This window comes from Paenibacillus sp. FSL H7-0703, from assembly GCF_038003485.1.
GTDB classification, from domain to species: Bacteria; Bacillota; Bacilli; order Paenibacillales; family Paenibacillaceae; genus Paenibacillus; species Paenibacillus polymyxa_B.
This window is the reverse complement of the sequence record NZ_JBBOPF010000001.1, coordinates 4,498,532-4,525,274: the sequence shown is the minus strand read 5'-3', so window position 1 is coordinate 4,525,274 and position 26,743 is coordinate 4,498,532. Positions and strand designations below refer to the sequence as shown.

The 26,743-nt window shown below is 49.8% G+C and carries 30 protein-coding genes; 5 read left to right on the top strand and 25 right to left on the bottom strand.

All coding sequences use genetic code 11. The annotated features are described in order from the left end of the window. Positions 1-46: 46 nt before the first annotated feature. On the top strand, positions 47-1,483 hold the full coding sequence (locus tag MHB46_RS20205; RefSeq protein ID WP_165179132.1) for a glycoside hydrolase family 1 protein: 1,437 nt from the start codon (positions 47-49) through the stop codon (positions 1,481-1,483). Between the two features lie 30 nt (positions 1,484-1,513). After that, positions 1,514-1,840: a PTS sugar transporter subunit IIB gene (locus MHB46_RS20200; protein WP_165179131.1), complete on the top strand. Its 327-nt coding sequence runs from the start codon at positions 1,514-1,516 to the stop codon at positions 1,838-1,840. A gap of 68 nt (positions 1,841-1,908) precedes the next feature. On the opposite strand, the gene MHB46_RS20195 is transcribed toward MHB46_RS20200, so the two are convergent. From MHB46_RS20195 to MHB46_RS20185, 3 genes are all read right to left on the bottom strand, one after another. Next, positions 1,909-2,838 carry an NAD-dependent epimerase/dehydratase family protein gene (locus tag MHB46_RS20195; protein WP_165179130.1) on the bottom strand — a complete coding sequence of 310 codons (930 nt, stop codon included), beginning with the start codon at positions 2,836-2,838 and terminating at the stop codon, positions 1,909-1,911. A 131-nt stretch (positions 2,839-2,969) separates the two neighbouring features. Beyond that, a complete protein-coding gene (locus tag MHB46_RS20190) occupies positions 2,970-3,596 on the bottom strand; it encodes a DUF1796 family putative cysteine peptidase (RefSeq protein WP_165179129.1) in 627 nt (208 codons plus the stop codon). Continuing rightward, positions 3,589-4,236: a DUF1796 family putative cysteine peptidase gene (locus MHB46_RS20185; protein WP_134903945.1), complete on the bottom strand. Its 648-nt coding sequence runs from the start codon at positions 4,234-4,236 to the stop codon at positions 3,589-3,591. The genes MHB46_RS20190 and MHB46_RS20185 overlap by 8 nt, the downstream gene beginning before the upstream one ends. Positions 4,237-4,472: 236 nt before the next feature. Here MHB46_RS20185 and MHB46_RS20180 point away from each other — a divergent pair, with 236 nt between their 5' ends. Beyond that, positions 4,473-4,820 (top strand): hypothetical protein, encoded by a 348-nt coding sequence (locus tag MHB46_RS20180; protein WP_165179127.1) that lies wholly within the window; start codon positions 4,473-4,475, stop codon positions 4,818-4,820. 25 nt (positions 4,821-4,845) lie between these two features. After that, on the top strand, positions 4,846-5,241 hold the full coding sequence (locus MHB46_RS20175; RefSeq protein WP_165179126.1) for a hypothetical protein: 396 nt from the start codon (positions 4,846-4,848) through the stop codon (positions 5,239-5,241). Positions 5,242-5,329: 88 nt separating this feature from the next. Here MHB46_RS20175 and MHB46_RS20170 read toward each other — a convergent pair whose 3' ends face one another. From MHB46_RS20170 to MHB46_RS20155, 4 genes are read right to left on the bottom strand one after another with little or no spacing between them, the layout of a single operon-like run. Further along, on the bottom strand, positions 5,330-5,503 hold the full coding sequence (locus MHB46_RS20170; RefSeq protein WP_341163218.1) for a hypothetical protein: 174 nt from the start codon (positions 5,501-5,503) through the stop codon (positions 5,330-5,332). A 31-nt stretch (positions 5,504-5,534) separates the two neighbouring features. Further along, positions 5,535-6,755: a glycosyltransferase family 4 protein gene (locus MHB46_RS20165; protein ID WP_341163217.1), complete on the bottom strand. Its 1,221-nt coding sequence runs from the start codon at positions 6,753-6,755 to the stop codon at positions 5,535-5,537. Positions 6,756-6,788: 33 nt separating this feature from the next. Then, positions 6,789-8,015 (bottom strand): sialidase family protein, encoded by a 1,227-nt coding sequence (locus MHB46_RS20160; RefSeq protein ID WP_341163216.1) that lies wholly within the window; start codon positions 8,013-8,015, stop codon positions 6,789-6,791. Next, positions 8,015-9,256: a sialidase family protein gene (locus MHB46_RS20155; protein WP_341163215.1), complete on the bottom strand. Its 1,242-nt coding sequence runs from the start codon at positions 9,254-9,256 to the stop codon at positions 8,015-8,017. Before MHB46_RS20155 ends, MHB46_RS20160 begins: the two co-directional genes overlap by 1 nt. A gap of 174 nt (positions 9,257-9,430) precedes the next feature. Here MHB46_RS20155 and MHB46_RS20150 point away from each other — a divergent pair, with 174 nt between their 5' ends. Beyond that, positions 9,431-9,808 (top strand): hypothetical protein, encoded by a 378-nt coding sequence (locus MHB46_RS20150; protein ID WP_220025944.1) that lies wholly within the window; start codon positions 9,431-9,433, stop codon positions 9,806-9,808. Here the strand turns inward: MHB46_RS20150 and MHB46_RS20145 are convergent. The 18 genes from MHB46_RS20145 to MHB46_RS20060 all read right to left on the bottom strand — a co-directional run bounded on the left by MHB46_RS20145 (position 9,805) and on the right by MHB46_RS20060 (position 26,264). Continuing rightward, positions 9,805-11,004: a glycosyltransferase gene (locus tag MHB46_RS20145; RefSeq protein ID WP_341163214.1), complete on the bottom strand. Its 1,200-nt coding sequence runs from the start codon at positions 11,002-11,004 to the stop codon at positions 9,805-9,807. The genes MHB46_RS20150 and MHB46_RS20145 overlap by 4 nt on opposite strands. Positions 11,005-11,032: 28 nt before the next feature. Further along, the gene (locus MHB46_RS20140) at positions 11,033-11,749 is read right to left on the bottom strand and encodes a glycosyltransferase (protein WP_061830068.1); all 717 of its coding nucleotides are present in this window, start codon (positions 11,747-11,749) and stop codon (positions 11,033-11,035) included. Continuing rightward, positions 11,746-12,744, bottom strand: a complete 999-nt coding sequence (locus MHB46_RS20135) for an NAD-dependent epimerase/dehydratase family protein (protein WP_341163213.1) — start codon at positions 12,742-12,744, stop codon at positions 11,746-11,748. The genes MHB46_RS20140 and MHB46_RS20135 overlap by 4 nt, the downstream gene beginning before the upstream one ends. Then, on the bottom strand, positions 12,705-13,559 hold the full coding sequence (locus tag MHB46_RS20130) for a dTDP-4-dehydrorhamnose reductase family protein (protein ID WP_254326742.1): 855 nt from the start codon (positions 13,557-13,559) through the stop codon (positions 12,705-12,707). Before MHB46_RS20130 ends, MHB46_RS20135 begins: the two co-directional genes overlap by 40 nt. Continuing rightward, entirely contained in the window at positions 13,556-14,542 is a 987-nt protein-coding gene (locus MHB46_RS20125; protein WP_069290300.1) for a polysaccharide biosynthesis protein, read from the bottom strand. The genes MHB46_RS20130 and MHB46_RS20125 overlap by 4 nt, the downstream gene beginning before the upstream one ends. Further along, positions 14,535-15,626, bottom strand: coding sequence for a non-hydrolyzing UDP-N-acetylglucosamine 2-epimerase (gene wecB / locus MHB46_RS20120; RefSeq protein ID WP_341163212.1), 1,092 nt, complete (start codon positions 15,624-15,626; stop codon positions 14,535-14,537). Before wecB ends, MHB46_RS20125 begins: the two co-directional genes overlap by 8 nt. A gap of 121 nt (positions 15,627-15,747) precedes the next feature. Then, positions 15,748-17,409, bottom strand: coding sequence for a glycosyltransferase (locus tag MHB46_RS20115; protein ID WP_341163211.1), 1,662 nt, complete (start codon positions 17,407-17,409; stop codon positions 15,748-15,750). A gap of 60 nt (positions 17,410-17,469) precedes the next feature. Beyond that, the gene (locus MHB46_RS20110) at positions 17,470-18,603 is read right to left on the bottom strand and encodes a CgeB family protein (RefSeq protein WP_165179117.1); all 1,134 of its coding nucleotides are present in this window, start codon (positions 18,601-18,603) and stop codon (positions 17,470-17,472) included. A gap of 33 nt (positions 18,604-18,636) precedes the next feature. Beyond that, the gene (locus MHB46_RS20105) at positions 18,637-19,728 is read right to left on the bottom strand and encodes a CgeB family protein (RefSeq protein ID WP_341163210.1); all 1,092 of its coding nucleotides are present in this window, start codon (positions 19,726-19,728) and stop codon (positions 18,637-18,639) included. Positions 19,729-19,909: 181 nt separating this feature from the next. Next, positions 19,910-20,269: a hypothetical protein gene (locus MHB46_RS20100; protein ID WP_061830076.1), complete on the bottom strand. Its 360-nt coding sequence runs from the start codon at positions 20,267-20,269 to the stop codon at positions 19,910-19,912. Next, positions 20,217-20,567, bottom strand: a complete 351-nt coding sequence (locus MHB46_RS20095; protein WP_013311763.1) for a hypothetical protein — start codon at positions 20,565-20,567, stop codon at positions 20,217-20,219. Before MHB46_RS20095 ends, MHB46_RS20100 begins: the two co-directional genes overlap by 53 nt. Further along, positions 20,567-20,899, bottom strand: a complete 333-nt coding sequence (locus MHB46_RS20090; RefSeq protein WP_029518277.1) for a hypothetical protein — start codon at positions 20,897-20,899, stop codon at positions 20,567-20,569. Before MHB46_RS20090 ends, MHB46_RS20095 begins: the two co-directional genes overlap by 1 nt. Before the next feature lie 29 nt (positions 20,900-20,928). Further along, positions 20,929-21,216, bottom strand: a complete 288-nt coding sequence (locus tag MHB46_RS20085) for a hypothetical protein (protein WP_013311765.1) — start codon at positions 21,214-21,216, stop codon at positions 20,929-20,931. A 119-nt stretch (positions 21,217-21,335) separates the two neighbouring features. Continuing rightward, positions 21,336-22,796: a glycosyltransferase family 2 protein gene (locus MHB46_RS20080; protein WP_341163209.1), complete on the bottom strand. Its 1,461-nt coding sequence runs from the start codon at positions 22,794-22,796 to the stop codon at positions 21,336-21,338. Positions 22,797-22,868: 72 nt separating this feature from the next. After that, positions 22,869-23,600, bottom strand: a complete 732-nt coding sequence (locus MHB46_RS20075) for a sugar phosphate nucleotidyltransferase (protein WP_341163208.1) — start codon at positions 23,598-23,600, stop codon at positions 22,869-22,871. Then, on the bottom strand, positions 23,597-24,397 hold the full coding sequence (locus MHB46_RS20070) for a glycosyltransferase family 2 protein (RefSeq protein WP_341163207.1): 801 nt from the start codon (positions 24,395-24,397) through the stop codon (positions 23,597-23,599). The genes MHB46_RS20075 and MHB46_RS20070 overlap by 4 nt, the downstream gene beginning before the upstream one ends. Next, a complete protein-coding gene (locus tag MHB46_RS20065) occupies positions 24,394-25,329 on the bottom strand; it encodes a glycosyltransferase family 2 protein (RefSeq protein ID WP_341163206.1) in 936 nt (311 codons plus the stop codon). The genes MHB46_RS20070 and MHB46_RS20065 overlap by 4 nt, the downstream gene beginning before the upstream one ends. Continuing rightward, positions 25,326-26,264, bottom strand: a complete 939-nt coding sequence (locus MHB46_RS20060; protein ID WP_341163205.1) for a glycosyltransferase family 2 protein — start codon at positions 26,262-26,264, stop codon at positions 25,326-25,328. Before MHB46_RS20060 ends, MHB46_RS20065 begins: the two co-directional genes overlap by 4 nt. Positions 26,265-26,743: the final 479 nt, after the last annotated feature.

Below are 26,743 nucleotides of genomic sequence, written 5' to 3'. Positions count from 1 at the left end.
ATAATTGAAAACGCATTCTTTATACAATGAAAAGGAGAAACATGTCATGGCTAAACATACGATACAAATTCCGTCGAATTTCATCATGGGTGCAGCGGCTTCCGCTTGGCAGACAGAGGGATGGAGCGGTAAAAAAGAAGGTCAGGACTCATACCTAGACCAATGGTACAAAAATGACCGCTATGTCTGGCACAATGGATATGGACCCGCGGTTGCAACCGACTTTTATAATCGTTATGCCGAGGATATTGCGCTGATGAAGCAGATTGGACTAACCCATTATCGTACTTCTATTAATTGGTCCCGCTTCTTAACGGATTATGAGAATGTAGTGGTGGATGAAGCGTATGCGGATTATATGGGCCGGGTCATTGATGAGCTGATTGCAAGCGGAGTCGAGCCGATGATTTGTCTGGAACACTATGAGGTACCCGCTTATTTGCTGGACAAATATGAGGGCTGGTCCTCCAAGCATGTAGTGGAACTGTTTGTAAAATATGCGGAAAAAGTGTTTGAACGGTATGGCGATCGGGTCAAGCACTGGTTTACGTTTAATGAGCCCATTGTTGTACAAACGCGTGTCTATCTAGATGCCCTCCGCTATCCCTATGAACAAAATACGCGGAAGTGGATGCAATGGAACTATAATAAAACGCTGGCTACCGCGAAGTGTGTACAGCTTTTCAAAGCAAAAAACTATAGTCAGCACGGGGCTAAAATAGGCGTTATTCTGAATCCCGAAGTCACGTATGCCCGATCAAGCGCCCCTCATGACCAATACGCGGCGCATGTGTATGATTTATTTTACAATCGAGTATTTCTGGACCCGCTTATTAAAGGCGAATACCCACAAGAATTATTCGATCTCATGGGCAAGCATGATATTACATTTGAAGCTACAACGGAAGAGCTGACCGTGATTAAGAAAAATACCGTTGACTACGTCGGAATCAATCTCTATTATCCCCACCGGGTCAAAGCGCAGAGTAAAGCGTGGAATGAAAACACCCCCTTTCACCCCTCTTACTACTATGAGCATTTTGATCTTCCGGGTAAAAGAATGAACAAGTCACGGGGCTGGGAGATTTATCCGAAAATCATTTACGATATGGGAATGCGTATCAAGAACGAATATCACAATATCGAGTGGTTTGTCGCGGAAAATGGTATGGGCATTGAGAATGAAGTTGCTTTCAAAAATGAGGAACACATTATTCAGGACGACTATCGTATTGACTTTATAACTGAGCATTTATACTACACATTACAAGCTGTAGAAGCGGGCTCCAACTGTACAGGTTATATGCTGTGGGCCTTTACAGACAACGTTTCTCCCATGAATGCTTTTAAAAATCGCTACGGACTGGTGGAAATTAACCTAGACAATGATCGAAGTCGGCATTTGAAGAAATCCGGCTACTGGTATCAAGCTGCTATCAAGGAACGCTCGTTTGTTGCTGATCTGGATGAAGAGTATAAGTAGTTAAAAATGAATTTCTGGAGGCGCTCAACGATGAAAAAAATTATTCTGGCATGTGCTGCGGGTATGTCCACATCTATTTTGGTTTCTAAAATGAAAAAAGAAGCAGCAGCAAGATCCATAGAGCTGAACATCGAAGCCATCCCCGAAAGCACCATTAAGGAAGAGCTGGAAGTCATTACAGATTCTGTGATTGCTATTTTGCTCGGACCTCAAGTACGCATGCGTAAAAAGGCAGTAACCGAAATTGCTGCTCCCTATAGCATTCCTGTAGATGTCATTGACACGTTGGCTTATGGTAGAGGAAACGGTGCAGCTGTCCTAGATCAAGCCTTGAAGCTGGCTGGCGAGAACATCTAATTGCTATTCAAATGAAAAAGAGGCTGAGTATTTCCTCAGTCTCTTTCTTGATATCCGCGCGCTTTTGATCACATACCTTCTTTGCCTGAGCCCATACTACTCACATACGTTTCCTGTAAACCAGCAGAAATGCCGTATAGCGGTTCCCAACGAAGCCAATGTCTGGCGACTGCGTTACTAAGACAGCTATGGTGAATATCTCCAGCTCGCGCCGGTGAATATACAGGGCGGACAGACGAACCGTGCAGCTTTAGTAAATCGTAGGCCAGTCGATTGATAGACGTCGTTCGTCCCGTACTTACATGTACTGTGCGTTGATCCGCTGCATGAATAGCCGCCATATTCGCTCGAACGACATCCTTGACGTACACAAAGTCGCGGGTTTGTGTCCCATCGCCGTGAATGAGCAAGGGGCTTCCTTTTTTCAGCCGCTCCATAAAGAGAGCGACTACACCACCCTCTCCCTTCGCAGCCTGACCGGGACCATACACATTTCCATAACGCAAAATCGTGTAGTTCATTCCGTACAGCCGATAAAAAAGTCGAATATACGATTCTGCGGTCAGCTTGGACAGTCCGTAGCCTGAAATCGGCTCCACGGGATCGTCTTCCTGTATACATTGCTTTTGTAGCTCTCCATATACACCGGACGTGGACGCAAATATAAATTTTGACACACCCGCTTCATGACAAGCCTGCAACATATGAATCGTCCCCAGTACATTCACATCCGCGTCCTCATCGGGTTGATGAATGGATTGCTGCACATCCGCCTGTGCGGCCAAATGAAACACAATATCCGGGCTTTCCCGAATCAGCAGCGTCCTAGCTTCAGAGCTGCGAATATCCGCAATATGCATGACTGCGCGCGGGTCCACATTTGCGATATTCCCGGTCGTCAGATTATCCAGCACATGCACTCTGATGCCCGAATCAGCAAGCGCACGTACCAGCTGAGAACCAATAAATCCGGCTCCCCCGGTGACCAAAGCCTTCACTAGCTCACCCTCCTTTTGAACCGAAGCATATGACTTCCCTTCGCATCATGTTATGCGACTCCCTATAGCTTGGCGCAGGCACAAGCACAGTCCGAAGACAATCTATAATGTGTCTCTGGAATCTCACCACCTCAGACATGCAGCCTGACATTTTCCAGCATATAACGCCACATCTCATCCTGACCGTTCCATATATCCTCAGGCGGTAGCTCCACTGAAACCAGCCGCTCCAATCCCCAATCCAGCTCCGTCACACCATCAGTCCCTGTATAATCCACGTATAACAAGCGAAAATCGTGTGTAATCCTCTGCAATAACACATCATGTAGTTCCACCGCTTGCTCCCGACTGCCCCCGAGACGAACCAGTAGCAGACGGGACGCAAGCGTGAATTGATCTAGTAGACGTGCGATGCGGCGATCAAGCGTCGTTTTGAATGCGGGGTAGGAAGTCAGCTGCTCCGATGTATTCTGGCTAACCGGAAAATGGTGTGCCGCTGTAATCCCATAGTTTGCATCCTCGACCATGAAGTTATGCTCGCCGTAATCGTGCCCCGTGACACGCAGACTCTCAACATCCATAAAACCGGCAAAACGGGCGTCCAGCAAGCGACTGACCTGTGACAAGTTACCGGAAATCATCCAGTCCAGCGGACCCGCATAGGGACGCAGTCCGTTTTTATCCAGCTGAATGGAAGGCAAGCAATGTCCACCCAGACTGAATGCAGCATCATAATCCCCCTGCAACCGCTCAAGCACGACGCCCTCCCCTTTCCGAAGACAAGGTCATCCCTTTAAAAAGAGTACGCCAGTGCGGATCACTCTTGTAATTCCATACATCGGCAAAAGGCATTTCCACTGCGCATACATGTGGAAGCTGCCAATCCACCTCCGTCAACTCCGTTACACCGGAACAATTCACCACCAACAAACGAAATTCATTCGCTACCATGCCTGACAAAATACGTTCCAGTTCCTCTACTTCTTCATAGGTTCCCAGCATACGGACGAATAAGCTGCGCTTCGCCATCTGTGTTTTTGCAAAAAAACGTTCGATACGACGGTCTATCTTTTCCCTGAACTCGGGATAGGTCACCAGATCTGAGGACGTATTGCGTTCCTGTGGAAAATCATGCACCGAGATCACATTATAAGCGATATCTCTGACCATATAATTCAGTTGGCTCGTACCAACGACACTTAAATTGGGCAAATCCATAAATCCGGCAAACCGATTTTCTAGCAAGCGGTTCACATCGGACAGCGTGTCAGACATCATCCAATCCAGTACCCCGGCAAACGGCCGCAAACGGTTCTTTTCCAATTGAATGGCAGGTGTACAGTTTTGTCCCAGACTGAAGACCGCTTCATATTCCCCTGCCAGCTGTGCGAGTCTCATAGCCGTGCCTCCTTTTTTAATACGCCCCTTCCCTCAGCGACCCTTCTTCTGTAGTCGAAAAGGGACTTCAGGCCGTAGTATGTTCCACTCTACATTACATGCACAGCACGGCGAAAAGGGTTGGACACCAATGCGCTTTTTGTCAAAGAGGCGTACAACTATCCAGTCCAATCCCGGTTATTTTTCATATCATATTAAGGCTGGTAACCTAACGGAATTCAAGGAGGCATCATCATATGTCCGTGTTTCTTTTAACCGTCGATCACCATCTCGCTTACCACAGCGCCCATATAGAAAGCTGCCATGTGACCTTTTTCAATCGTGAAAAGAGAGCCGTCGATGTGTTGCTGGAAATGGGAAATGACAGTGGCGTTTTCCGACGGCAGCTCCTTCGATTGAGCCCTTCTCCCGAAGCTGGCTCCGTGCTAGAACTCAAGGATATGGAGACCGCCCAAAATCCTTTTTACCTGCGAGTGGTGACGAGTATTTACAATCCGGAAACGCTGTTTATCCTGGCTGAATTTTTGGAAAACGGGAACATTGTCGCTAAACGTACAGCCAGTCATTTTACCGTGACGCCCTAATGAACGGGCAGAGGAGGAAGAAGGTATGTTGAAATATTCAGTTCAAAATAAAGCTGAGCCAGGCACATATGCACTGCCTTTTCAGGTCACCGAGCAGGAGAGCGTGCTCTCTACATTAATCATTCCTGCAAGTAAGTCTGAAGGACGTATTGTCATTGAAGTCTCTTTGGCATGGGAAAATCCGCTGCTCAACTGGGATATCGGGGAGTTGGACATTCGATTGCGTCGCAATGATGAGCGGGGACCTATGCTGGATTGGTTGCAGGATTCCTGTTATCAGGAGGGATTTGCCGAGTTAAGCTATGAGGAAACGGGAAAACAGGCAGAGCCTTATGTATACTGCTTGACCGTACAATCAGCTGACCGTCGTGCTGTTGTTACAGGGCCGCTCATAATTCGAGGCTCCGTTTATGAAGATTGACAAAAACCTGGATGGACAATGAGCTGAAATAAACTAAAGGCAGGTGGGAGTTTTAAACCCGACCTGCCTTTTTATAGGGTCTGTGCTCTCATGGTGCGGGTTGTTTCAGTCGTTCCAAAATGTCAACGTCCGGCAGCTTATAATCTTCCGGCAACGAGGTGTTAATTCGGTTCCATATTGCGTAATCGACCTTCAGATCCGGGTGCGACTGCTGGATTTCAAAAATACGGTTGTACAAGTCTCCAACGACAGGAAAAGTCATGCTCTGCCTCCTAACTGTTGAATCAACGTACTCAACGTACTTGATTCAGCGCTTGCCCATAAATATTCACGAGCCGTTCAATCATAACATCCAGAGACCAATGCGCGGTCCCCCATGCTTTGGCACGTTTTCCCATAGCTATCCGCACTTCATCCTGAGCCAGTAAATGCTGCAAATGAGCTGCCAGTGCCTCCACATCGCCAACCGGGGAGACCAGTCCGGTGTGTTCATGCTTCACCATTTCCGGCAGTCCGCCCGCATCCGATACCACTGCCGGAAGCCCCATAATCTGCGCCTCCATGACCGAAAACGGCTGATTGTCCTGTATGCTCGGATGGACAAAAAGGTCCGCCAGTTGTAAAAGAGCAGGTACATCTTCACGATGCCCCAGAAAAACCACGTCTTCCTCCAGCCCTAGCTCCTTCGCCTGTGTTTGAAGCTCTTCCCTTTTATCTCCCTCCCCGACAATCCAGCAAACCCAATCCGTACGACTTGCTTTCAGTAGGCCAAGAGCGCTTATTAAATAATGCAGCCCTTTGATATAGACCAGCCGTGAAGGACAAATTATAACTTTTTTCCCCTCAGGTCGTACTACGTCCGTTCCCCGGGCGTGGACTTCCCAGAAGTGCTCGGTATCCAATCCGTATTGAAAAGTGACAATCTGCTGCTCAGGCACTTCGAACTCACGCACGAGCGTCTGTTTCATCCATTCTGTAGACGTAATGGTAATATCCGCGGATAGAGCGCCATAGTGCTCCAGCGCCCAATAATATTTCCACATCAGCGTCTCACGGTAACCCTCCTCATGATCCCGCTCCAGAGCCATCATGACTTCACGAGCCAGCGAGCCATGAATATTCGCTACCAACGCACTGTCCTTACGTTTGACCCGACTTAGAGCACGCGTCGCAATAACATCTTGCGTGTGAATAACATCATACTGCTCAACCCCGAAATACGCCGCTGCCAGCTCCATACAGTATCGATCCTTTTCCACCGTCTGCACCCATGAATCCAGATGTAATACAGGGACAGCCGATTCATTCAGCTTCGTATGCAGCAGGGGCAGCAGTTGATCCTTCAGTAGCTCCCTATCTTCAAAAACAATATGGTATTTAGGTGTATCCGGTCCGTTCCCCATCAAATCTACCGTGTGACCCAGTAGCTCCAGTCTCCGTTTAATTTGCAGCATAAAGGGCCATACGCCACCCAAATGAGGAATCGGCCAGTACGTAGCCAACAAAATTTTCAAAACAGCCTCACCTCCTCTGTCTCGTACGCTGAGCTACATTCCGTTACTTCCGTAAATTTGCTGGAAACCCGATAACGCATCTGTCCAGACCGCAAAAAATCCATTATTCGGCACGATCGTTACATCAATAAAATTACCGATCGTAACGACTGGAACCGGACTAATCCCGTTAGGATTAAAGGAGCTGTCTGTTATTCTGAGGTTTGTAAATGTATTCCCTCCGTTCGCTGATTCGGCCACAAATACGTCTAATAAAGAGGTCGTTATTTGATTGGTATAATATACGATCTTAATCACGCCGGTCACAGGCGAAACATCAATAGCCGGGAAAAAATGCTGTGCCCCGGCACTGGCTCCTGTCACCGATTGCGGTGCAGTCCAGCTTAATCCACCATCCACCGACCGGGCGAGTAGTACATCCGCATACCCTGCCCGATTATCCTGCCAGACCGCATAAAGTGTTCCCTGATTCGGGCTAGTAGAGCGATCCACCGCAATGTTGGCCATCGGCAGCACATTGAAGCCAAAACCGGCCACGGGCAACGGACTTGGAACCGGGACAACAGAAGACACAGGCAGCGAAGAACTGAATGCTGTCCCCCCATTGAAGGATACAATGACCTGATATTGGTTAACCGGATTCGTCACAATGTACCCGACATAAATCACCCCTGTAATGCTCACGGTGATTTCCCCACGCGTAATCTGATTGGAGCCAGGGGTGAGCACCACGGGTGTATCCCACGTGATCCCTCCATCCTGTGAGCGCTGGAAAAACATGACGGACCCGCCGAAAAAGTCAGGATTGTATTGATGCGTATAACACAAATAGATGTTTCCGGTATAGGAGCTGACCTGAGAAGTATCAAATTTCACGCTGACCTCAACATTATTGACAAATGTCCCATACCCCCGCTGGGCAATCACGGGCGGATCAAATGTATTACCGTTGTCTCTAGATACATAGGTAGCGATAGTACCGCTCAAGCCGTCTGCGGTAAATACGTGACAGGCTATGACAAACAAGTTGGGAAAACCGTAGCTGACGCTATGGGATTCCGCCCCTACATAGCCGGCTGGTAGCGGTAAAATCTGCTGTGTAAAGGAGACACCGCCGTTACCTGAACGATATACCGCCGTCAACGGCGGCCCTGTCGTAAAATCGATAGCCGCAGACACAATGGTACCGTCGAGCAGGTTGAAAGCTACACTCGGTTCCTGCGCCAGCCTTCCGTTAGGCGTAAGCTGTACGTTCGGCATCAGTCCCCACCTCCCGGTACACCTGCAAAAATTGTCAAACTGCCTGTGCGCGTATCCGTCCAGACGGAAATGTAGCTATTCGGCGGTACAATGGCGACATCAATATAGTCGCCGATCAGCTCTGATTCGCCTCCACCGACATTCGGATTAAAGGAGGTCGTCGTGAGACGGCTGTTCGTAAAGGTGTTGCCTCCATCTGACGATTGGGCGGCGAACACATCCAGATTAAAGCCGTCCAAGCGATTGGTATAGTACACGACAACGACCAGTCCCGTCTTAGGCGACACCGAAATCGCAGGAAAGAAATTTTGCGAGCCAGGCGGGCTGTCCGTCACGATGATCGGAGCACTCCAAGTACCGCCAAAATCGCTTGATTTGGACAACAAAATATTGCTGTATCCCTGACCAAAGTCCTGCCAAACGGCATATAACGTATTTGTTGTGGACGGCACAGCCGAGCAGTCAGCAGCCAAGCTGGGAATATTCAGTATCCTAAAGCTGTAACCGGGGACGGGCAAAGGATTGGGCACCAGCGTTATGTTGGATACGAGAATATCCCCGCTAAAGGTAGCGCCTCCATCGAAGGATCGCCGGATAAAATAAGCCGGTGTTTGCGGACCCGTACGAATCCAACTGACATAGACACTTCCATATTTGTCGACCGCAGGCTCAGGTCGTTCTGTGGAAGATTGGATATTCGAAAGCAATAACGGTCGATCCCAAGTTAGTCCTCCATCGGTGGAACGCTGGTAGAACGCCGCAGATTGAGCATTAAAATCTACATTATATTGGCGGTTATACGTGACATAGACGTGCCCGAGATAGGGACTTGCCCCCGCATTATCCGTCGTAATATTAGTCCAGTCATTATTAATGTAATCTCCAAAACCCGGATTAATGACCACCGGGGGGGAAAAGGTGGCCCCATCGTCCGTAGAGCGATAGATCACGACAGCCCCGTTCTCATTTCCCGGAAACACATGTGCGGATATGATAAAAATATTCGGGAACAGATAGGCTACCATTCCTGCCTCGGCTCCTGTATATCCCGGTGGAATTGGCAGTAAAGAATCAGTCCAGTTCGCCCCAGCGTCCAAGGAACGATACAGTCCAATCAGCGGGGGCCCGCTACTAAAGTCAACAGCGACAGCCACAACAATATTCGGATTCAACAAATTAACGGCGACACTGGGCTCAAATTTGGGCAACCCGCTGGGTGTAACCTGAAAATTAAAGGGCATCGCGAGCATTCCCTTCATTATATAAATGGACGTGCCTGAAGTATTTATATCAAAATGTACTTTTTTGGCTTACCCTACCGACAAGCATACAAGCTTTCTTTTCAATAGATTCATAGTATAGAAGCATCCCTTCAGGGGTTTTCCAATATTCTGTTTTTTGAGAGGATGATTCGATTGGCTTTTACAACCGGCTATATGACCAACACTAGAGATTTTGGTACTGCCTGCTCCAATGTCGTTGTAAATTTGGTCAACGAGGACACGGTGAACGCGGCAACCGTGACCATCCAAATTTTTTTCTCGCTTGTACCGGATACCAAGATCCCCTTGTACGTGACATCGATTAACGTACCTGCAAACTCCATTGCCCGACGTACCTTCTTTATACAAGGGGTACTTGCCTATGAGGTTCAATACAACGTAGTCTCCGCTGCTCCTTCCAATGTTGTGCTCTCTAACTTTGGACTGGACCAGTTTGGTAATGTTGTACAGGAGCATCGTGTTCTTCAGTCGGAGCTGACCACAATTCCGGCGCTGTCTCCTGTCAGCTAAAAACAGCCCTGCTCCAGGGCCTGATGCAATCTGTGGGTGTAATACACGTAATTCCATTCCGGCGGAACGGACTGCACTCCTCGGCCGCTACCGATGGTTGAATGGTCATCTGTATAATAGGAAAAGGCATGTGTATCCTGTAATGGGCGCAACAAATCCGTCAGATATAGCAGATCCGTCACGGCAATATAAGGTTTGACACCAAAGCATACAACAAAGCGGGTCGTCGTTTCACCAATAGCCTGAACCAGTGCTTCCTTGATAGAATAATGCGGCCTCGGCGTTACCATTAGCCGAGGATCAGGCATCATCGACAGGAAGGAGGCAGCCCCCTGTTCCGGCGTTAAATCCAGCAAACGTACCACAGAGTTGCTGTAGTGCTGCTCCAGCAGGTTATCCAGCAACGGCTCAGCTTGAGTCATGTCCATGACAGGCATTAAAATGGTCATCTCAAGCGGGACCCCCCGGCGCGCTCTCGCCTCATGCTTGGCGATTTGAAATGCGTGCCGCCAGCGTCGGTGCTCCTTCTGGCTGTGCAAGCCAGCCGATACACTAAAAGCAGAATTCACCCGGTAATCCATCAGGATTTCCGGGATGAATTTCATGCTGCACGTCTCGGTCAGCCGCAGCCAATAATCATAATCCTCCACAGGTTGTAGCCGATAACTCCCAATCTGACGGGCATATTGGCTTTTGTACATAAATGAAACCCCAACGATGCTGGCGTTCAGCAATTCGTGATCCGGCTGACTTTGGTACCGGATCAACGCTTGTTGATGCTGCTCGTCGTACAACGGGTTACCCGCAGCGTCAATCTGGCGGAAAGTGGAGAACACAAGCCCGAGCGAATCTGGCCCCTGCTCCAGCTCCCACCGTAATCGTTCGATAAAGGATGAATTATAAACATTGTCGCTGGATACCCAGGTCACATACATGATCGCCGGATCTTTAAACAACTCGTCGAATCCCCGGTTAAGGGCATGGGATACTCCTTTGTTCTGAGGGAGTGTAACCAACTGAACGCGCGGGTCCCCCATTGCTGCGTTGAGCGCCGGCCCTACCATTTCCGGCGCTCCGTCAATAACAATGATGAAGCGAAATGCCCTATAGCTCTGGGCTAGTACGGATGAGATCGCAGCTTGCAGATAGCCGATATCCTGTTTGTACAGTGGCATAACAATCCCCGTATCTACCATATCAATCCCCCCTGACAGACTTTCGGCTTCATGAGGATAAACCGCTCAACACCTGACTGAAGCGATCTCGATAACGTGCTTGGGTTATGTTGTACTCCCGCTCCACAGCGGGCCAATGTTTTTTGGTTCCCATTTCATCATGCCAGCGGTAGTTAACCAAGGACTCGTTCAGAAAAGGAAATGGATATCCCGCCAGCATTACTCGGTACCACATATCCAGATCATGTGTGTACGGCAGCAGTTCATCAAACAAACCAATATGTGCAAACAGCTCCTTTTTAAACATAACCGTGCATCCATTAACCGGATTTCCTTGCTGAAAAAAACGGTAAAACTCCGTCATAGACGGAAACACGGCAGCTGCCTGGTAGCTTGTGACTTGGCTGTATTGATTAATGAAATTGAAATTGGTATGGGAGATGTACGCACCGTTTTCCACCATAAAAGAAACCTGATTATTAATTTTGTCCCTATGATAGGTATCGTCGGAGCTGAGCCACGCAATATACTCCCCGCTGGCATGTCGGATACCATGATTCAGGGCGCTGGCTGTTCCACCATTGGATTTCCCTAAATAATGTATATATGGACGATAGGGCTGAAGCATATCAACATGTTCCGTGGACCCGTCATCGACGACAATAATCTCGAGGGGCCCATAAGTTTGCTCTAGTGCACTTTGCAAAGCCTGATCCACATATGCACAGTTATAAAAGGGAATGACGATCGTTACTTTCGGTCTCATATCGTTCCTTCCTTTCCAGCTCGGCGGTATTGAATCATATCCTCCAGAGATTGCGCCAGCTGTATGGTCGGCTTCCAGCCCATGTCCTCCAGCTCTTTCGCACGGTATGCCTCGGTGGATGCTGACTCTGACACATCCCCCCATTGTATGGGAATAGATGTTTTGGCCAGCCCAACCATACGTTCTACGATATTGCCCAGTTCCACAATGCGGCCTGTGCAGACCGAGTAAACTCGGCCTGGCACACCCTGTTCCAATAGCACCCCGTATGCGCGAACGGCATCACGAACGTCGAGGAAATCACGTTGCGCATGTCGGGAAGATACCCGGAACGGGGCAGTTTCAGTTATGGACTGCCCCTCCAGACGTTCCGTCTGAACGATATACCCCGCGAGTAATGCACAGAATCCGGTAGATGGACCCGGACCGATCAAGTTGCAAGGCTCTGCCAGCATGACGGATTGTTCGAACAGCGCGCCCCACGAGAGCGCGACTGCCTCTTGGAGGCTTTTGCTAAGGCTGTATGGATGCGTTGGATGATACGGTGCTTGCAAAGCCGTCTTTAGCCGAGAACCCGCCACAACAATTCTGGCTTTGGGGAAAGGTCGCAGTACATCGAGCAGATACAGAGTGGACAGTACATTGGATTCCATGTATAGCAGGGGGCTTTGCCAAGATTCAGGGACGGAATTTTTACCACCTAGGTGAAGCACGTAATCTGGAGCAATCTGTCTAATGACTTCGCCTAGACGTTTCTTGTCGAGCAAGTCACACACATAAGGCGTAATACAGCTACGGGTCTCCGCCTCTGGGCTGCTATTTTCATCATCGTGAGCCAGTAAGATCAGTTCTGGGACGGAATCGGCAGTGCGAGTCAGCGCCGCTACCTCCCAACCGAGCTTTGCAAAATGGCGGCAGGCATGCATCCCGGTATAGCCCGCCGCTCCGGTAATGACTATGACAGGCCGACGTTGTTCCGCTGTGCTTCCGTCCATTCCAGCAGCTCCTTCAGCATGATGCTGTAGTGAGGAACATCGTAGAGCAGATCGGCCCGGGTAGAACGAAGCGTCCGGTCCTGCACCGGCTCATCTTTCGGCACGATCCGAATATCCTCCCTTTTCCAGATGTCTTTGAACAGCAGCAGCAAATCATGCTTGCTGATCGGTTCAGGGTGAACCAGATGAATGAGTCCGTCCAGCGGCTCATTCATCTGCACCTGTATCGCCTTCGCTAATTCCAACGTCGTAACCCCGTTCCAAAAGACTCGGCGATACCCGTTAACGTCTCCGCTCTGCTGCAAGAACCAGTGCAGCAGACCAATGCCTCCCGGCCGAATTTCCGGCCCGATAATGGAGGTACGGATAGTCAGATGTCCTGTGGCCTTTACTTCTCCGAGTATTTTCGTCAAAGCATAGGCACTTGTCCCATCGGGTTGATCCGTCTCCTTATATAAACCAGGTATGCGATTTCCTTCGAATACGCAATCCGTGCTGATATGAATCAATCGGGCACCAATACTGTCCGCTATCCGCCGGAGAAGATGTGGCAGCAAGCCATTGATTTGGTATGCTGCTATCTGATCCTCTCCGGCATGCTGATTCAGTACGCCTACCGCGTTAATCATAACGTCTGGCCGTACACTCCGTACCAGTTGCTCCACCATAAAGCTGTCCTTTACATCCAGCAGCAGACCGCCTTTATTTTCGGGATCACGGGTGGTGTAGAACACGTTATACCCGCTCTGGTTTTGGAAATACTTAACCAGAACATGGCCTGCCATGCCGTTACCACCCAAAATAAGCAGCTTCATTTGATGAACCCCCCGCTTTGGAGAATGCTGCGAATCTCCTCTTTCGACATCAAATTAAACTCCGAACTAAAGCTGCTGAATGACACCGGAGGGCACTGATTATAGCGGTCCTTTAATTGAGGAATATTCAGCGTTGGGAGAATGACCAAATATTGCTCGTCATAGACTACCGTCGTCAGGCTTTCAAAGTCACTCATCAAAATCTCATGAATTTTCTCGCCGGGACGCACACCTTTTTCTACAATTTCTACGTTTTCCACACCTGAATCCTCAATGAGCACCTCAGCCAAGTCCAAAATACGGCAGGTTGGCATGGTCATGATAAAAATTTCCCCGCCGACACTTTCCACCGAGGCTTTGAACAGGAGACTGATCGCATCACGCAAGGTCAGGAAGAAGCGGGTCATGTTCATATCTGTGATCGAAACCTTGCCTTTTTGGCGAATCTGGCTTTGGAACAGATGCACCACGCTTCCGTTGGTGCCTAAAACATTACCGCCGCGCACCGTCACGAAACGTGTATCGCTATTCAGCAGATTGGCGTAAACAATCAGTTTTTCTCCAATCGCCTTCGTCATGCCGTAAAAATTGGACGGATTCGCTGCCTTGTCAGTCGATATATAAATGACTTTCTTTACCTGATTGGCAACAGCGGCCTCGATCACGTTTTGGGTGCCTACGACATTGGTTTTGAGTGCCTCGTAGGGCTGATCTTCACAGACGGGAACGTGTTTGAGCGCTGCCAAATGAAATACATAGTCCACTCCTTGACAAGCGGTGGTCAGCGCATCCTTATCCCGAATATCTCCAATACAGAAGCTGAGCCGTTCATCCTCAAACTGCCTGTTCATTGCAACCTGACTGGATTCTCCGCGTGAAAAGATAATGACCTCTTTGGGGTTACGCGGCAGTAACTGGGTAACCAGCTCATGCCCCCAGGAGCCGGTACCGCCGGTAACCAAGATACGTTGGTTTTCAAACATGCCGTTTCCCTCCAAGCAGAAATTTAACTACCTTATCCGACACATCTTCCGCCAGATAGCCCGCGGGACATTGCCACTTATGGGTCATCCCGGTCATTATGGCTACCGCGTTTGCTATAACCTCGCCATCAAGACCAGACACGATATTGCTGCCGCAATCTACCGTTTCCGGCCGTTCGGTCGTCCGGCGCATCGTAACCGTCGGCACCCCCATGACACAGCATTCTTCCTGTACGGTACCACTGTCCGTCAAAGCGCAGCGGGCATGCCGCTCCAGCAGAACGAAGTCAAAAAAACCGAACGGTTCGTGAAATTCCACTAGCGGATCAAGCTGGATCGGCGGGTGGCTTGCGATTCGGGCGGCAGTGCGGGGATGAATACTGCAAATGACCCGCTGCCCGAACTGCTGGGCTACCCGGTTAAGACCATCTAAAATAGCCAGCAAATGCGGTGGATGGTCCACATTTTCAGCTCTGTGGGCAGTGACCAGGAAATATTCTCCCGGCGACAGTTCCAACTTTTTCAAAATTCCACTGCTCGATATCTCTTTCTTATAGTGCTGCATCACTTCGTAGATCGGATTTCCAGTCAGTATAATTCGTTGGCTTGGGAAGCCTTCGCGTAGTAGGTGCTGCTTGCTTTGCTCCGTATAAGGCATATTAATGGTAGATATCGCATCAATGACACGCCGGTTTTTCTCCTCCGGCACATCCAGATCATAACAGCGGTTCCCCGCCTCCATATGCACGACCGGATAACCCATACGTTCCGCAAGTAAGGCACATAAAGCGCTGTTCGTATCACCGAGCAATAGCACATGATCGGGGCGTTCCTTGTTTAAAATATCCTCCATCTGCGAGTACATGGCGGACAACTGTTTGCCCAGTGTCCCCGCTTTCTCCTGAAGTACATAATCCGGGGCACGCAGTCCCAGCTCGCGAAAGAACTGCCCGCTCAGGCTTTCGGTGTAATTTTGGCCCGTATGCACAAGCACATGTTCATCTGCATGGCGGTCCAGCTTCGGAATGATCAGGCTGAGCCGTATAATCTCCGGTCTTGTGCCGAGCACGGTCAATATTTTCATGGTTTTGGAACCCACCTTTGCTGTCGTTGTTTCATTGAATTGTGGCGTTCAATGAAGGATAGCCATCCAGCAGACTGGCTGTGCTCCAGCTTAACGTTCATCTCAACGGTCCGGCGTAGGTTCACCCGGACCGTTGTTTTGTATGCTGTCCAGCCTTGAGCGTGACTCGCTTCTGCTTGTGCGTGTTGTGTCGCCGTGACCGGTGCTTTAATTTCCGCTTGAGTTTCTGTCTGGACTTGGTTTTCGGATAAAGTCCCTTCGACAACGGGGACCCGTGAATTTTCTTGAGGCGACTCTTGCCGCCGCTTCTCTTATACCTGCGATTCCGCAGTCGGGTACGCTTGCGGCCCTTTGGCCATCTCGCCCGAATACTACGATTGCCGCGGGGCAATTCGGGTGGTGAGTCAGGTAAAGGGGATACTGGTTGTGGCAAGCCTTGAATAGCTGCATATTCGATTGGCGGCAGGCCCAGCACAGGCAGTTGACACACCACCGATTCGGGAAATTCTCGAATCGTGCTGGTATAACCCTCCGGTATAGCGGTGACCTGACGCAGTCCTTCGCCTTCCCTCGTCCATACAGGTCCACCCGGCTGCTGAATCAACGGGAACCAATGCGGATGATGACATACCCATTGACTGACCATGAGGTGTAAACTACCTCGGTAGGAATCAGGTCCGTATACACGTGTAGCCGCACTGTTGTTACGCACACCAATCCGTTCCACTTCTTCGGGATGATCGAGCAGATAGCCCACTTTTTGCGCCAGCATGTCGCTGTTGCCCGGCTCTACCAAAAAATCTGTATTTCCGGTCGCCTCCATCAACTCCACAAGTCCACCCTGCGCAAAGGCTACCACGGGCTTACCGTAAACCAGCCCTTCCAGGGCGGTCAGGCCAAAGCCTTCCTCCACCATACTTGGGATTACAACAATATCCATTGCGCTATAGGCCGTTGACACGGATTCCTCGAATGAATTGAACTGGAAGCGGCGGCTATAACGAGATTGGCGGATTAAAGAGACACATTTTACGTAATATTCCGAGTCCACCGAGCTGCCGATGATCCAGAAACGACACCGCGAATTGGTTTCGCACAGCTTTAGAGCCATTTGGACAAAAGGCAACAGCCCTTTGGCTTCGTAGATAAAGGAAGAAATATAACCAATACAAATATGGAAATCCCGCAGCCCCAGTTTTTCACGTTTCCTTTTCCGTTCCAGCACATGCTCTTTGGGAGACGGCATATCCATATCCCGGCAGGGAGACAACACCGTATGCGGACGTGTCAGTCCCCCACCATGCAAAGGACGCATTACAGCTTGCGAAATGCCGATGACCCATTGGCTATAGCGCTCAATAATAGAAACAGAAACTGGCGTATGCGCATTCTGGTTAATGACCTCGGTTATTTTCCAGATCACCGGAATATTAAGCTCTTGGGCAGCCATTGCAGGCATGACGTTCACACAGGTATTGACCAGCACCACATCAGGTCGAGCATGCCGAAGCATCTGGAACAACGGTGCATACGCCACATGGGTCCGCAAATTCTCCGCATCCTGCGCCAATCCCTCATATGGGGTATACATGCCATGCAGCATGAACAGGTTCTGTGTCAGAACGGTGATTCCGCGCTTGCGGGCCATTGAGGTCAGCCGCCCTTCACCAGGCGTTACGAGAATACAATCGAAGTACGTACGCATGTCTAGACAAAATTGCAATAGCAGCTTCTCTGCCCCTGTAATACTGCGGACGTTGCTAACATGGCTGAATAGCATCATTTTCGGCTTGATCGGAGTTCACCTCCTTTAAAATAGCAACCATCGGACGTGTGAATCACCTTATGGAAATATGACCGACAATAGTTGGTCAATCCGGTGACCATACGTGTGCTCCCGCAGGGTTCGTTCCAGAGCACGTAGGGCAATTTCATGGCGCTCTTTTTCATGCGTCAAATAAAACTCAACCTTCTCCAGCAATTCCTGCTGGGAGCTGTAGGTCTCTATCTCTTCCCCCGGCTTATAAAAACGAGCCAGATCATCTCTTGTATCTGTCAGTTGCAACGTGCCACTGGCAGAAATTTCAAACGTGCGCGGATTGGGCGAAGCCCCCGGAATTTTCAGTGAGTTGTTGTTCACCGAATCATCCTGATGGGAACGATGAAGATTAATTACGATTTTGCTGCCGTTATACGAATCATTGGTTTCGACCGGAGACATCCAGCGACCCAGCTCAATTTTGTCACCATACGACTGATAATCCGGGAGACGATCCCACCAGATTCCGTTGATTTTAATGTTACGAGCCATGAGCTGCGGCATAATCGGATTGAAGAAATAGATGCGGTTCCAGTAGGCTGAGCCTGTAAACCCAATCTCACGTCGTACCGAAGCGGGCGAGCTGAGTGGGAAATAGTGAGTCAGAAATGCTCCAAAGGGCAAATAGTGCACAGACGTGCAACCTAACTGACGGTACAGCTCCATGCAGTTCATTTCTAACGTGAACACATAATCATAATTCGTAACAATTTTGGTCGTCGTGTCAGTGTAATATGGATCGTCCGTTAGCCAGATGGCGGTGGGGATGCCCAACTGGCGTACCGCAGTAACTTGCTCCAACGGAAGATCCATTCCATCCAGTGCCAGCATCAGATTCGGACGGAGCTGAGCGGCAATATCTCCTACCGGCTGACGTGGGTCTGTTACGGTAACCTGAGCCGTCATGCTTTGCAACGTGGTAATGACCGCCTCATCCAGCGGAGAATACGGAAGGCCTTTGCCTGAGACGACATACAGTACATGGATTTGTCGAAAAGGGAAAACTGCTTTCATCCGTGCAACAATTGCGTTAGCACGTCCGCGCAGATATCCTTCGTCGTATCCGTCATGCACTCCCGCAATTCTCCCCCTTTCCCAGGAGGCTGCCGCCGTCTGGTGAACGGCCGGGTCATACGGTCCTGTCGTAGATATCGTCATCACTTTCACTCCTCACTGTTTATGGTGTTTACTTTAGGCCATCGCCTTGTCCAGCAGTTCTTCCATGCGATTGGAGTACATATGCTTTTGCATAGTCGTGTACAATGCGCGCCAGGCCATGCGTTCGCGTTCCCAGTCATGCTTGAGATAGTAGTCCAGCTTCACTTTCAGTTCCTCTGCTCCAGAGAAGGTTTCAATGTCATAGCCTGGTCGGTAATAACGGCTCAAATCCTTCCGAACATCTGTCATTTGAAGCGTGCCGCAAGCAGAAATTTCGTATGTCCGAGGATTGATGGACTCCGCTGAAAGCTGGTGTGTATTCCGATTATCCAGTCCGGGGTCTGTCGGGCGGTGCATATTGATGACAATTTTGGAGCCGTTATAATATTGAGCGGTCTCTTCCGGCTCCATAAAACCCGGACGGATAAAGCGTTCCAGCACATCCCGCCGGGTCAGCCGATCCCAGTGTCCACCTACGATCAGCACTCTTTTGTCCGCCAAGAAGGGAGCAAGATGGTCGAACAGCTTCACACGGTTCCAGAAGGCATTTCCAATGAAGCAAATATCATGCTGATGCTCCCGCTCTACCCTTCGGGGATAAAAGATACGAGCTGACGCAGCCAGCGGCAAATAGTGAACCCTCGTTACTCCCTGATCGCGATAAAACGGCAGGCAAGAAATTTCGTGCGTAAATACGACATCGTAGGATTGACAGATCAACGCCGTATCCTCCGTAAAGTAAGGATCATCTACAAACCATATGGCCGTCCGAATGCCTAGGGCTCGTATTTGCTGCACCTGCTCCAGATGATCCGCCGGAAAAACATGCAGCCCGTTCATGACCAGCACAAGGTCTGGACGTTGAGCCTCGGCGTCAGCTAGCATCGTAGCAGGTGTACCGATGGCGCATGAGCTGCATATTTGGCCTAATGCCTCTTGCACACCTGTGTCTATAGCTGCGAAACCTTGCGGAATATACAACACTTTCAAATGACGAACAGCAGGCTGTATTGCCACGACCTGTGACAGAGCAGCCGTGCAACCGCCCATTCTGCGTCCTTCCCGATAGCCGCATCGGTACGCTTCGCGTTCATGTCCGCTTTGTTGATCGTTCACATCCTTCACCCTGTCCTGTTGTAAGATAAACTTCTGTCACTCCTAAACTATATGCGGAGGGGTCAAACGCATCATGGACGACTGCCACTGCCCGGACAAAATTGGCGTTTGCCCGTCCAACTGCCGAACCGCAAATAACCCCAAAGCTGTTAGCTTCGGGGGTGAACAGTAATAGAATGATTTGTCCAGTTTACTGAGCTTTGTAAGCGAGCTGGTGTCCATCTTCATAACCTTTGGCAAAACCTGAATTGAAACCCTCGTTGTAAGCTGCATCATATCCCTGCTGAAATGCCTGCGGATCATGCTCCAATGCAACAGTCCCGGGCTGTGGATTCTCCGCAGAAGGGGCTGCCACCGGGTTAGCTTGAGGTTTTTTCCGCCGCCGTAAATGAGGATGTCTTCTACGTGCAGAATAAAGTCCCCTTTTACGGCGTCTTAGAGCAAGGAGACGTCTTCTTCTTCGTTTTAATCTACGAATGCTGGAACGCCGGGCATCTTTACGTCTTTTGCGGGCTTTGTCCCGAGTGGCGCGTTCCCACCTTGTACTCATTTTCATTCCTCCTTTGCTTTCTCGTGGTGGTTTCATTTTTCTGAACAGGCACATGGAGCCACGGCTTAGTCGGTTTTCCATATACCTGTCGTCTTAATGGAATACCCGCCAACATTTGCGTGATTTCTCCCTGGTAGTTGCTGAGTATACGGATGGTTTCTTCCAGACGGGTAGCCGACATATCCGCATGGGGCGTCAAGTCCGCAAGACTGGTCAGCATCCGAGCAACGGCGTGCTGGCTGGCAGCAATAGACTCCATCATATCCAGCTTGATCTCACGTTCACGCCTCATGCTCATTAGTTCATATCCCCCGAGCCCATTCCTCCCATCATCCCTTCCATGCCGCCACCCTGCTGCTCATCCTGATCCAACAATGCTTTGAGATTGCTGCAAAGTCCAGTCTGAAGCCGCGTTAATCCCTCCAACATTTCCACCATCTGCTCGTGAATTTCCAAAGGCCGTCCCAACTGCTCTTCATCGGTGTCAAAGGCGTGGGGGGCCAGATGGTTCAACGCCCAATTACGCACTTTTTCTGCTTCGACCGCCTTGGCCTCCAGGATCATAGACACATTCCGCTGCATTTTGGAGGCTGCGTCCAGCATGTGAATCATTGCTTGTTCCCTACTCATGTGTTCACTCCCTGCCCTCGGTTGGTACGTTACTCCTCTTCCGGGTATGCCGTCTCTTTCACGACACGAACGAGCATTTCAGCCATTGCTTCCTGAAGATCGGCAATACCGTTCAAGTAGGCAACAATGCTTTTGTTTACTTGTCCCGAGCTGTCGAGAATGCCCGGAATTCCGTCAAAACGCGGCTCCTCATCTGGCAGTTCATGTATGATCTGCGCCATGCGCACAACCACCTGCCGTTCCGCATCCAACAACCTTGACATCTGTTGTTGCGAGTGCGAAATGTGGATCAGCAAATCATCTAACTCGTTATGCATAAGCCCCTCCTTTATGTGCTCCGCCGTGCGGAACGCACGAATTACCTACGGGCTTTCCGCTACTACAGCGTATGCCGCAGCGAGTAGTCGGTTCCGCCTAAAAGCGCCTATTCAGATCATTACAGATGCCCGTGCAGCACTGGTGGAGCAATAATAGGCTGCTTCTCCACCAAAGCCGACAAATCTCCGGGAGACAAAAACTGAATTCGGTAGTCCTCTGCCCGCCAGCTCATCGCAGCGTACAGAGTAAGGAACGGCCTTTTCCAGCCGTTACCGATTTGATACAGTTGCCCGCCCTCAGCATACAATACCTCGATCCATCGCTTGCGTTGAGCCGGTATATTCAGTGTGGGCAGCATGGACATGTTCTCCAGATCGGGAGCTGCCAGTACAGGAATGGGTTCCTCTGGCAGCTCAGCTGTAGGTGCATCAATGTTGCCGGAAACTGTAGCCTCCGGCTTCCCTACCAAGGGAAGCACCAACAAATCCAGCTGAGACACTCTAACAGGGCGCACATTTTCACCTCCCGCAGCACTGACTCCATGCAGATATCGCCTTCTTCCCGGCTCTAACCGAAATACTGCACCGGACGGTCCCTGAACAACCGCTCCGATGGGATAAAAGCTTGCCCCTGATACGTGTGTTTCCTTACCTGTTGATATCTGGCCGTCCGTCTCCGCTGTACTGAATTCCAGATTGCGGATTAGCTTATCCGCGTCTCCCCACTTTTGTACAAAAAAGGATCGGTTCCGGCTGCTTTCCTCCATTGAACCGCTTTTTTCGGTCGTTTGAGGAAAACCATACACCGTATCCCGATCTCTTTCTTCATAATGGATAAAAGCATCTCCAGCAATTGCCATACGTATCCCCAACAAACGCACACGCAGTAGCCAATCTGCATGGGCTTCCTCAGTACTGTGGCAGCCTTCGTCCCAATAGCCCGTTTTTTCCAATGTCTCTCTGCGCAGCAATAAACAAAATCCGGCTAAGCTTTCGGTCTCTCGCCATGCATCCGGATTGGGAATATTGAAGGCCATGGCAAATTGACGAGCTCCATTTTCGTTCATATAAGGAACCTCAATCTGCTGTTCTTTGAATGGACCATTCGTTACAGCCCCAACAACACCAATACGCGGATCGCTGTATAAACACCCTAACAACCGATCCAACCAGCCGGGGGTCACCATAGAGTTTTGATCCAGTACCACGATAGTTGTGCCTTTTGCCATCATCAGCCCCTGATTCAGGCAACCTATCATTTGAACATCTTTTTTTAACAGCGCATAACGCACAGCGATGCTTTTACGGAGCAAATAGGTGGGTGTCCCGTCCGTCGATCCGCAGTCCACCACAATAATTTCGTGAGGATGGCTCGTATTCTCCTCAATACGGTGAATGCATGCACGGAGCTGCTGAAGCTGATTGCAGGACGGAATGATAATACTGACACCTTCAAAAACCTTGCCGAACGAAGCCTGGCCCAACCTGTTGCCCTGCTCCTGCCCCCTTTTATATCCTGACCAATAGCCTTTCTTTCCGAGCCGCTTGCTGTGTTTCCTTTGCATACTCAGGCGTTTCATGCCGTTCACTCCTCCGGGTGGCATTATGCCTATACTATATGCCTGGCCCGGCCGGATGGTGTTTCGTTGAGATCAGGGTAGAAGTCCTTTCATTTTCACTCCAGCTTCCTGAAGGGAATCGAAGGTTCCTGCGTCGCTCCAATAGCGCCGTAAAATATCATATTCCAGCTTGCCTTCAGCTGCATAACAGTTGTTAACATCCGTGATCTCAAGCTCACCGCGTGCCGAAGGTGTAATTTGCCGGATCTTATCGAACACGGCAGTATCGTACATATAGATACCCGTAACGCAATATTTGGATTGGGGATGCTGCGGCTTTTCTTCAATCCGCATAATGCTCTCCGGGCGCTCAGGATCAAATACGGGTACCCCGTAACGACGAGCATCTGCCACCTTTTTCAACAACACTCTGGCGCTCCCCGGGGGCTGTTGCTTGAACCGTTCGATCACAGGTCCCAAGTCTTCCTTGAACAAATTATCACCTAACAAAACAGTGAATTGCTCTTCTGACTGCATGTAACTTCTTGCCAGTTCGAGTGCTTCCGCAATGCCGCCCGCCTTTTCTTGAATCCGGTATGTCAGTTGGACACCATAATCACTGCCACTGCCCAAAAAATCGGTATACAGCCCGGCCGATTGTTTACCAATAATAATAAGCATATCGGTGATTCCAGCCTGTCGTAGCCTCTCGATACCATATACGATCATGGGATACTTGCCGACCGGAAGCAGATGCTTGTTGATTAATGTAGTCAACGGATGAAGGCGCGATCCGGTTCCTCCTGCGAGAATAACCCCTTTCATATCTTCCTTCCTCCTTCGACAGCATGTTCAGTGCATGCAACCCCAGTGTTTCCAGTTTCGATGAACATTCTGGGATCTATGCTCCATTTCTCTATAAACAAACGATAGTTCCGCTCGATCAGCTCTTCAATCCAGGAAGTTTCCGAGCGTGAGAAGCTCGCATTCCCCTCGTGATAGACAAAACAGTCGTTGCACATGAGCAGCTTGTAGCCATGCACGCGTGCGCGCAGACAATAATCGTCATCCTCATAATGTCCGGGACTGAACCGTTCATCCAGCAATCCGATCCGTTCCATCAGATCGCGCCGGAACAGCAAACAAAACCCGACCAACCGCTTGACCTCCTGCCATCTGGAGGGATTACTTGCATTATTCTGCTCCGCATATCTCAGACAACTGGCCAAATCTCCTTCCAATCCGTGTATCTGCTGAATACCGCTGACGTAATTCGTCACCGGTCCCACCAATCCCACCATGCTTTCGCTCTGCAATGCAGCCAACATAATCGATAGCCATCCCCGCGTAACCGTCACATCATTGTTTAAAATAACGAACTGATCACCCGAAGCTAGCCGGAGCCCCGTATTACATGCTGCTGGAAAGCCCCTGTTTTCAGGAAGACGTATGCTGATCAGCCGCTCGGATGCGCAAAAACCATCCGTTCCGTCATTCGAAGCGTTGTCCACAACAATGATTTCATACGGTACATCTATCGTATGTGTCCGAATTGCTTCAATACACGGCTTTAACAGATGTAGGCCGTTATAAGTCGGAATAATGATGCTCGTCAGACTCATTGTGCATTCCTCCCTTTGGCAACGTCTACCCGTGTTGGAACAGGCCCGAGCGGGGAATACCCGGCTACCTGAAACAACGCCGTCAGTGCCTCTGCATGATCACCGACGATCAACTGTTCCATAGCGTTCCCTTTGCCAGCATTGAAGGTCCGCTTACGGTTTGTTTTAATGACATCGACAGCATGTACTGCCGCCACGATCATGCCATGCAGAATTGCCATGGCGTGGGCTTTTGGCGGTACGGCAAGCACGGCTGAGCCAAGCTGATCCAGTAAACGCCGAGATAATGCATGCGGTACGGCGGTTAATGAGCTTGCTCCCAAATCCGGCCTGCGCAGTACGCGATTCAGGAATGCTTTGCACCGTGTCACGCTGTCCTGCTGGGCATAGGGCGGCAAATGTCTGCCCAGATCATTAAGCGCAACATCCGTTCCCTGATCCACCGCGTGGAGAAAAGGCAGCAAATCAGATGCTGGAATCGGCAAATCTCCGTCCACGAACAGCACAATATCAGCCTGCGTCATACGCGCGCCTACCGCCCGGCCAACATCATGCCCCAGTCGATCCGGCACGTTGACAAGAGTCACACTGGGATGATGTTTGGCTACGGTGGAGCGCGTGCCGTCCGTGCAGCCGTTCAATACGACAATGATATCCGTAAGCGGAAGTTTTTCCAGCTCGCCCAGTACCCGGTCAATCGTTGACTCTTCATTACAGGCGCTGACCACGGCCGCTGCCGTTCCCTGTAACATAATATCTCCCGGAACTTCGCGTTCCACAGGCGGAGTCACTTCGGTCATTCCTTTCGCCCGAGGTGTGGGCTTTCTCACCCTACGGCTATGCATTGAAGTCGTCGTTCCTCGTTTTCGCTGCACACGTCTGATCCCCCAGCTCGGTTCTTCACGCTTCCCTCTGCGATACTGTCTACTCACAGTTTCACCTCGTCTCTGATCCGTTTGCGCCCCAAATCCGTATATCCCGCACGCGTTCCCAGACGCGATGTAAGCCAGGCAATGGCATCCAGATGATCCTGAACAATTACATCTGCCAGCGGGTCCTTGCCGTTCTGTTTTTTACGTGTCGCATTTATTTTACCGACAGCTATTCCATATACAGTCACCACTCGTAACCCGGAGGCGATGGACATAGCTTGAAATAAAGGAGGTTTCTCCAAGGGCTTTAGACCTATTTCCTTTAGAGCCTTTTGACTTATGGCGTGTGGAATGCCAGTCATAGATGCTCCCCCTAAATCAGCACGATTCGACAAGATATTCAATACATGCTTTGCCTCCACTACAGGATGTACGGGCGTACGATTCACAGGTCCATGGTAATCATTCAGCACCACATCCGCCCCTGCACATATGGCGTGTATAAACGGCCGTAGTCTAACGCAGGGAATGACGATATCCCCATCCAGGAAAAGCAGGATCTGTCCGGATGCCGCCTCCGCTCCAATACGACGGCCAACATCATGTCCGAGCGGTTCCGGAAAGGAAAGCACACGAGCTCCCGCCGCTGCTGCCACCTTCGCCGTTCTATCGTGTGATCCGTTCTCAACGACGATAACCTCTGTATGTGGATGGACACGGCGCGCTTCGCGAATCACAGCTCCGATTGTTTTTTGCTCATTCATGGCCGGAATAATGACAGATACGAAAAACTTTCCCACTGATGACGGTTCAGATGGTCGCTCTTCGCCGATCTGTGCCCCTCTCTCCGTGTCGAGTACCTCCCTCATGGCAGGGGCTACCGGATTCTTATGCATGTTCGGCATTCGTAACGGCAGCCACATCTTAGAATGATAGTAAGCGCCGGAATGCCGCCTCCGTTTGATCTTGTATCCAGCTCTTCCCTGTTTCTTCATGCTCCCGTCTCACCTCCCTTCCTGCTGTATAGATGGACAGCATGATTAGGACAGTTCAACATAACCTATGCGGTCCAAAAGCCGTGTGTAACGGCAATCGTGGAGTCTTTTCGACACAGCAATTTTCGACTTTATTTTACATAACTTATTAATCCTATTAAATAAATGAGTTATTAGGGTCTAAAGAATCATTTTGGATAAATTTGTGACATAGATCTTCTCGTCCGTCATTCTCTGTGCTAATATCAGAGCCAGATGATGGGAGTTCAAAAAATCAACATTTGTTTTTTTTGCATAACTCAATATTTTTCCATTATCCACCATTATTCTATTTTCTTTTTATACGACAGGAAAGGAGGAGTTTGTCACCTTATTAGGCTACATGCTTCATATTGCAGTACCCTCTTTTCACGTACGCTTCATGAAAAACACTTCGGTATTTCTCTTCATGTTCCATTTTCTTCTATTCCAGACGACAA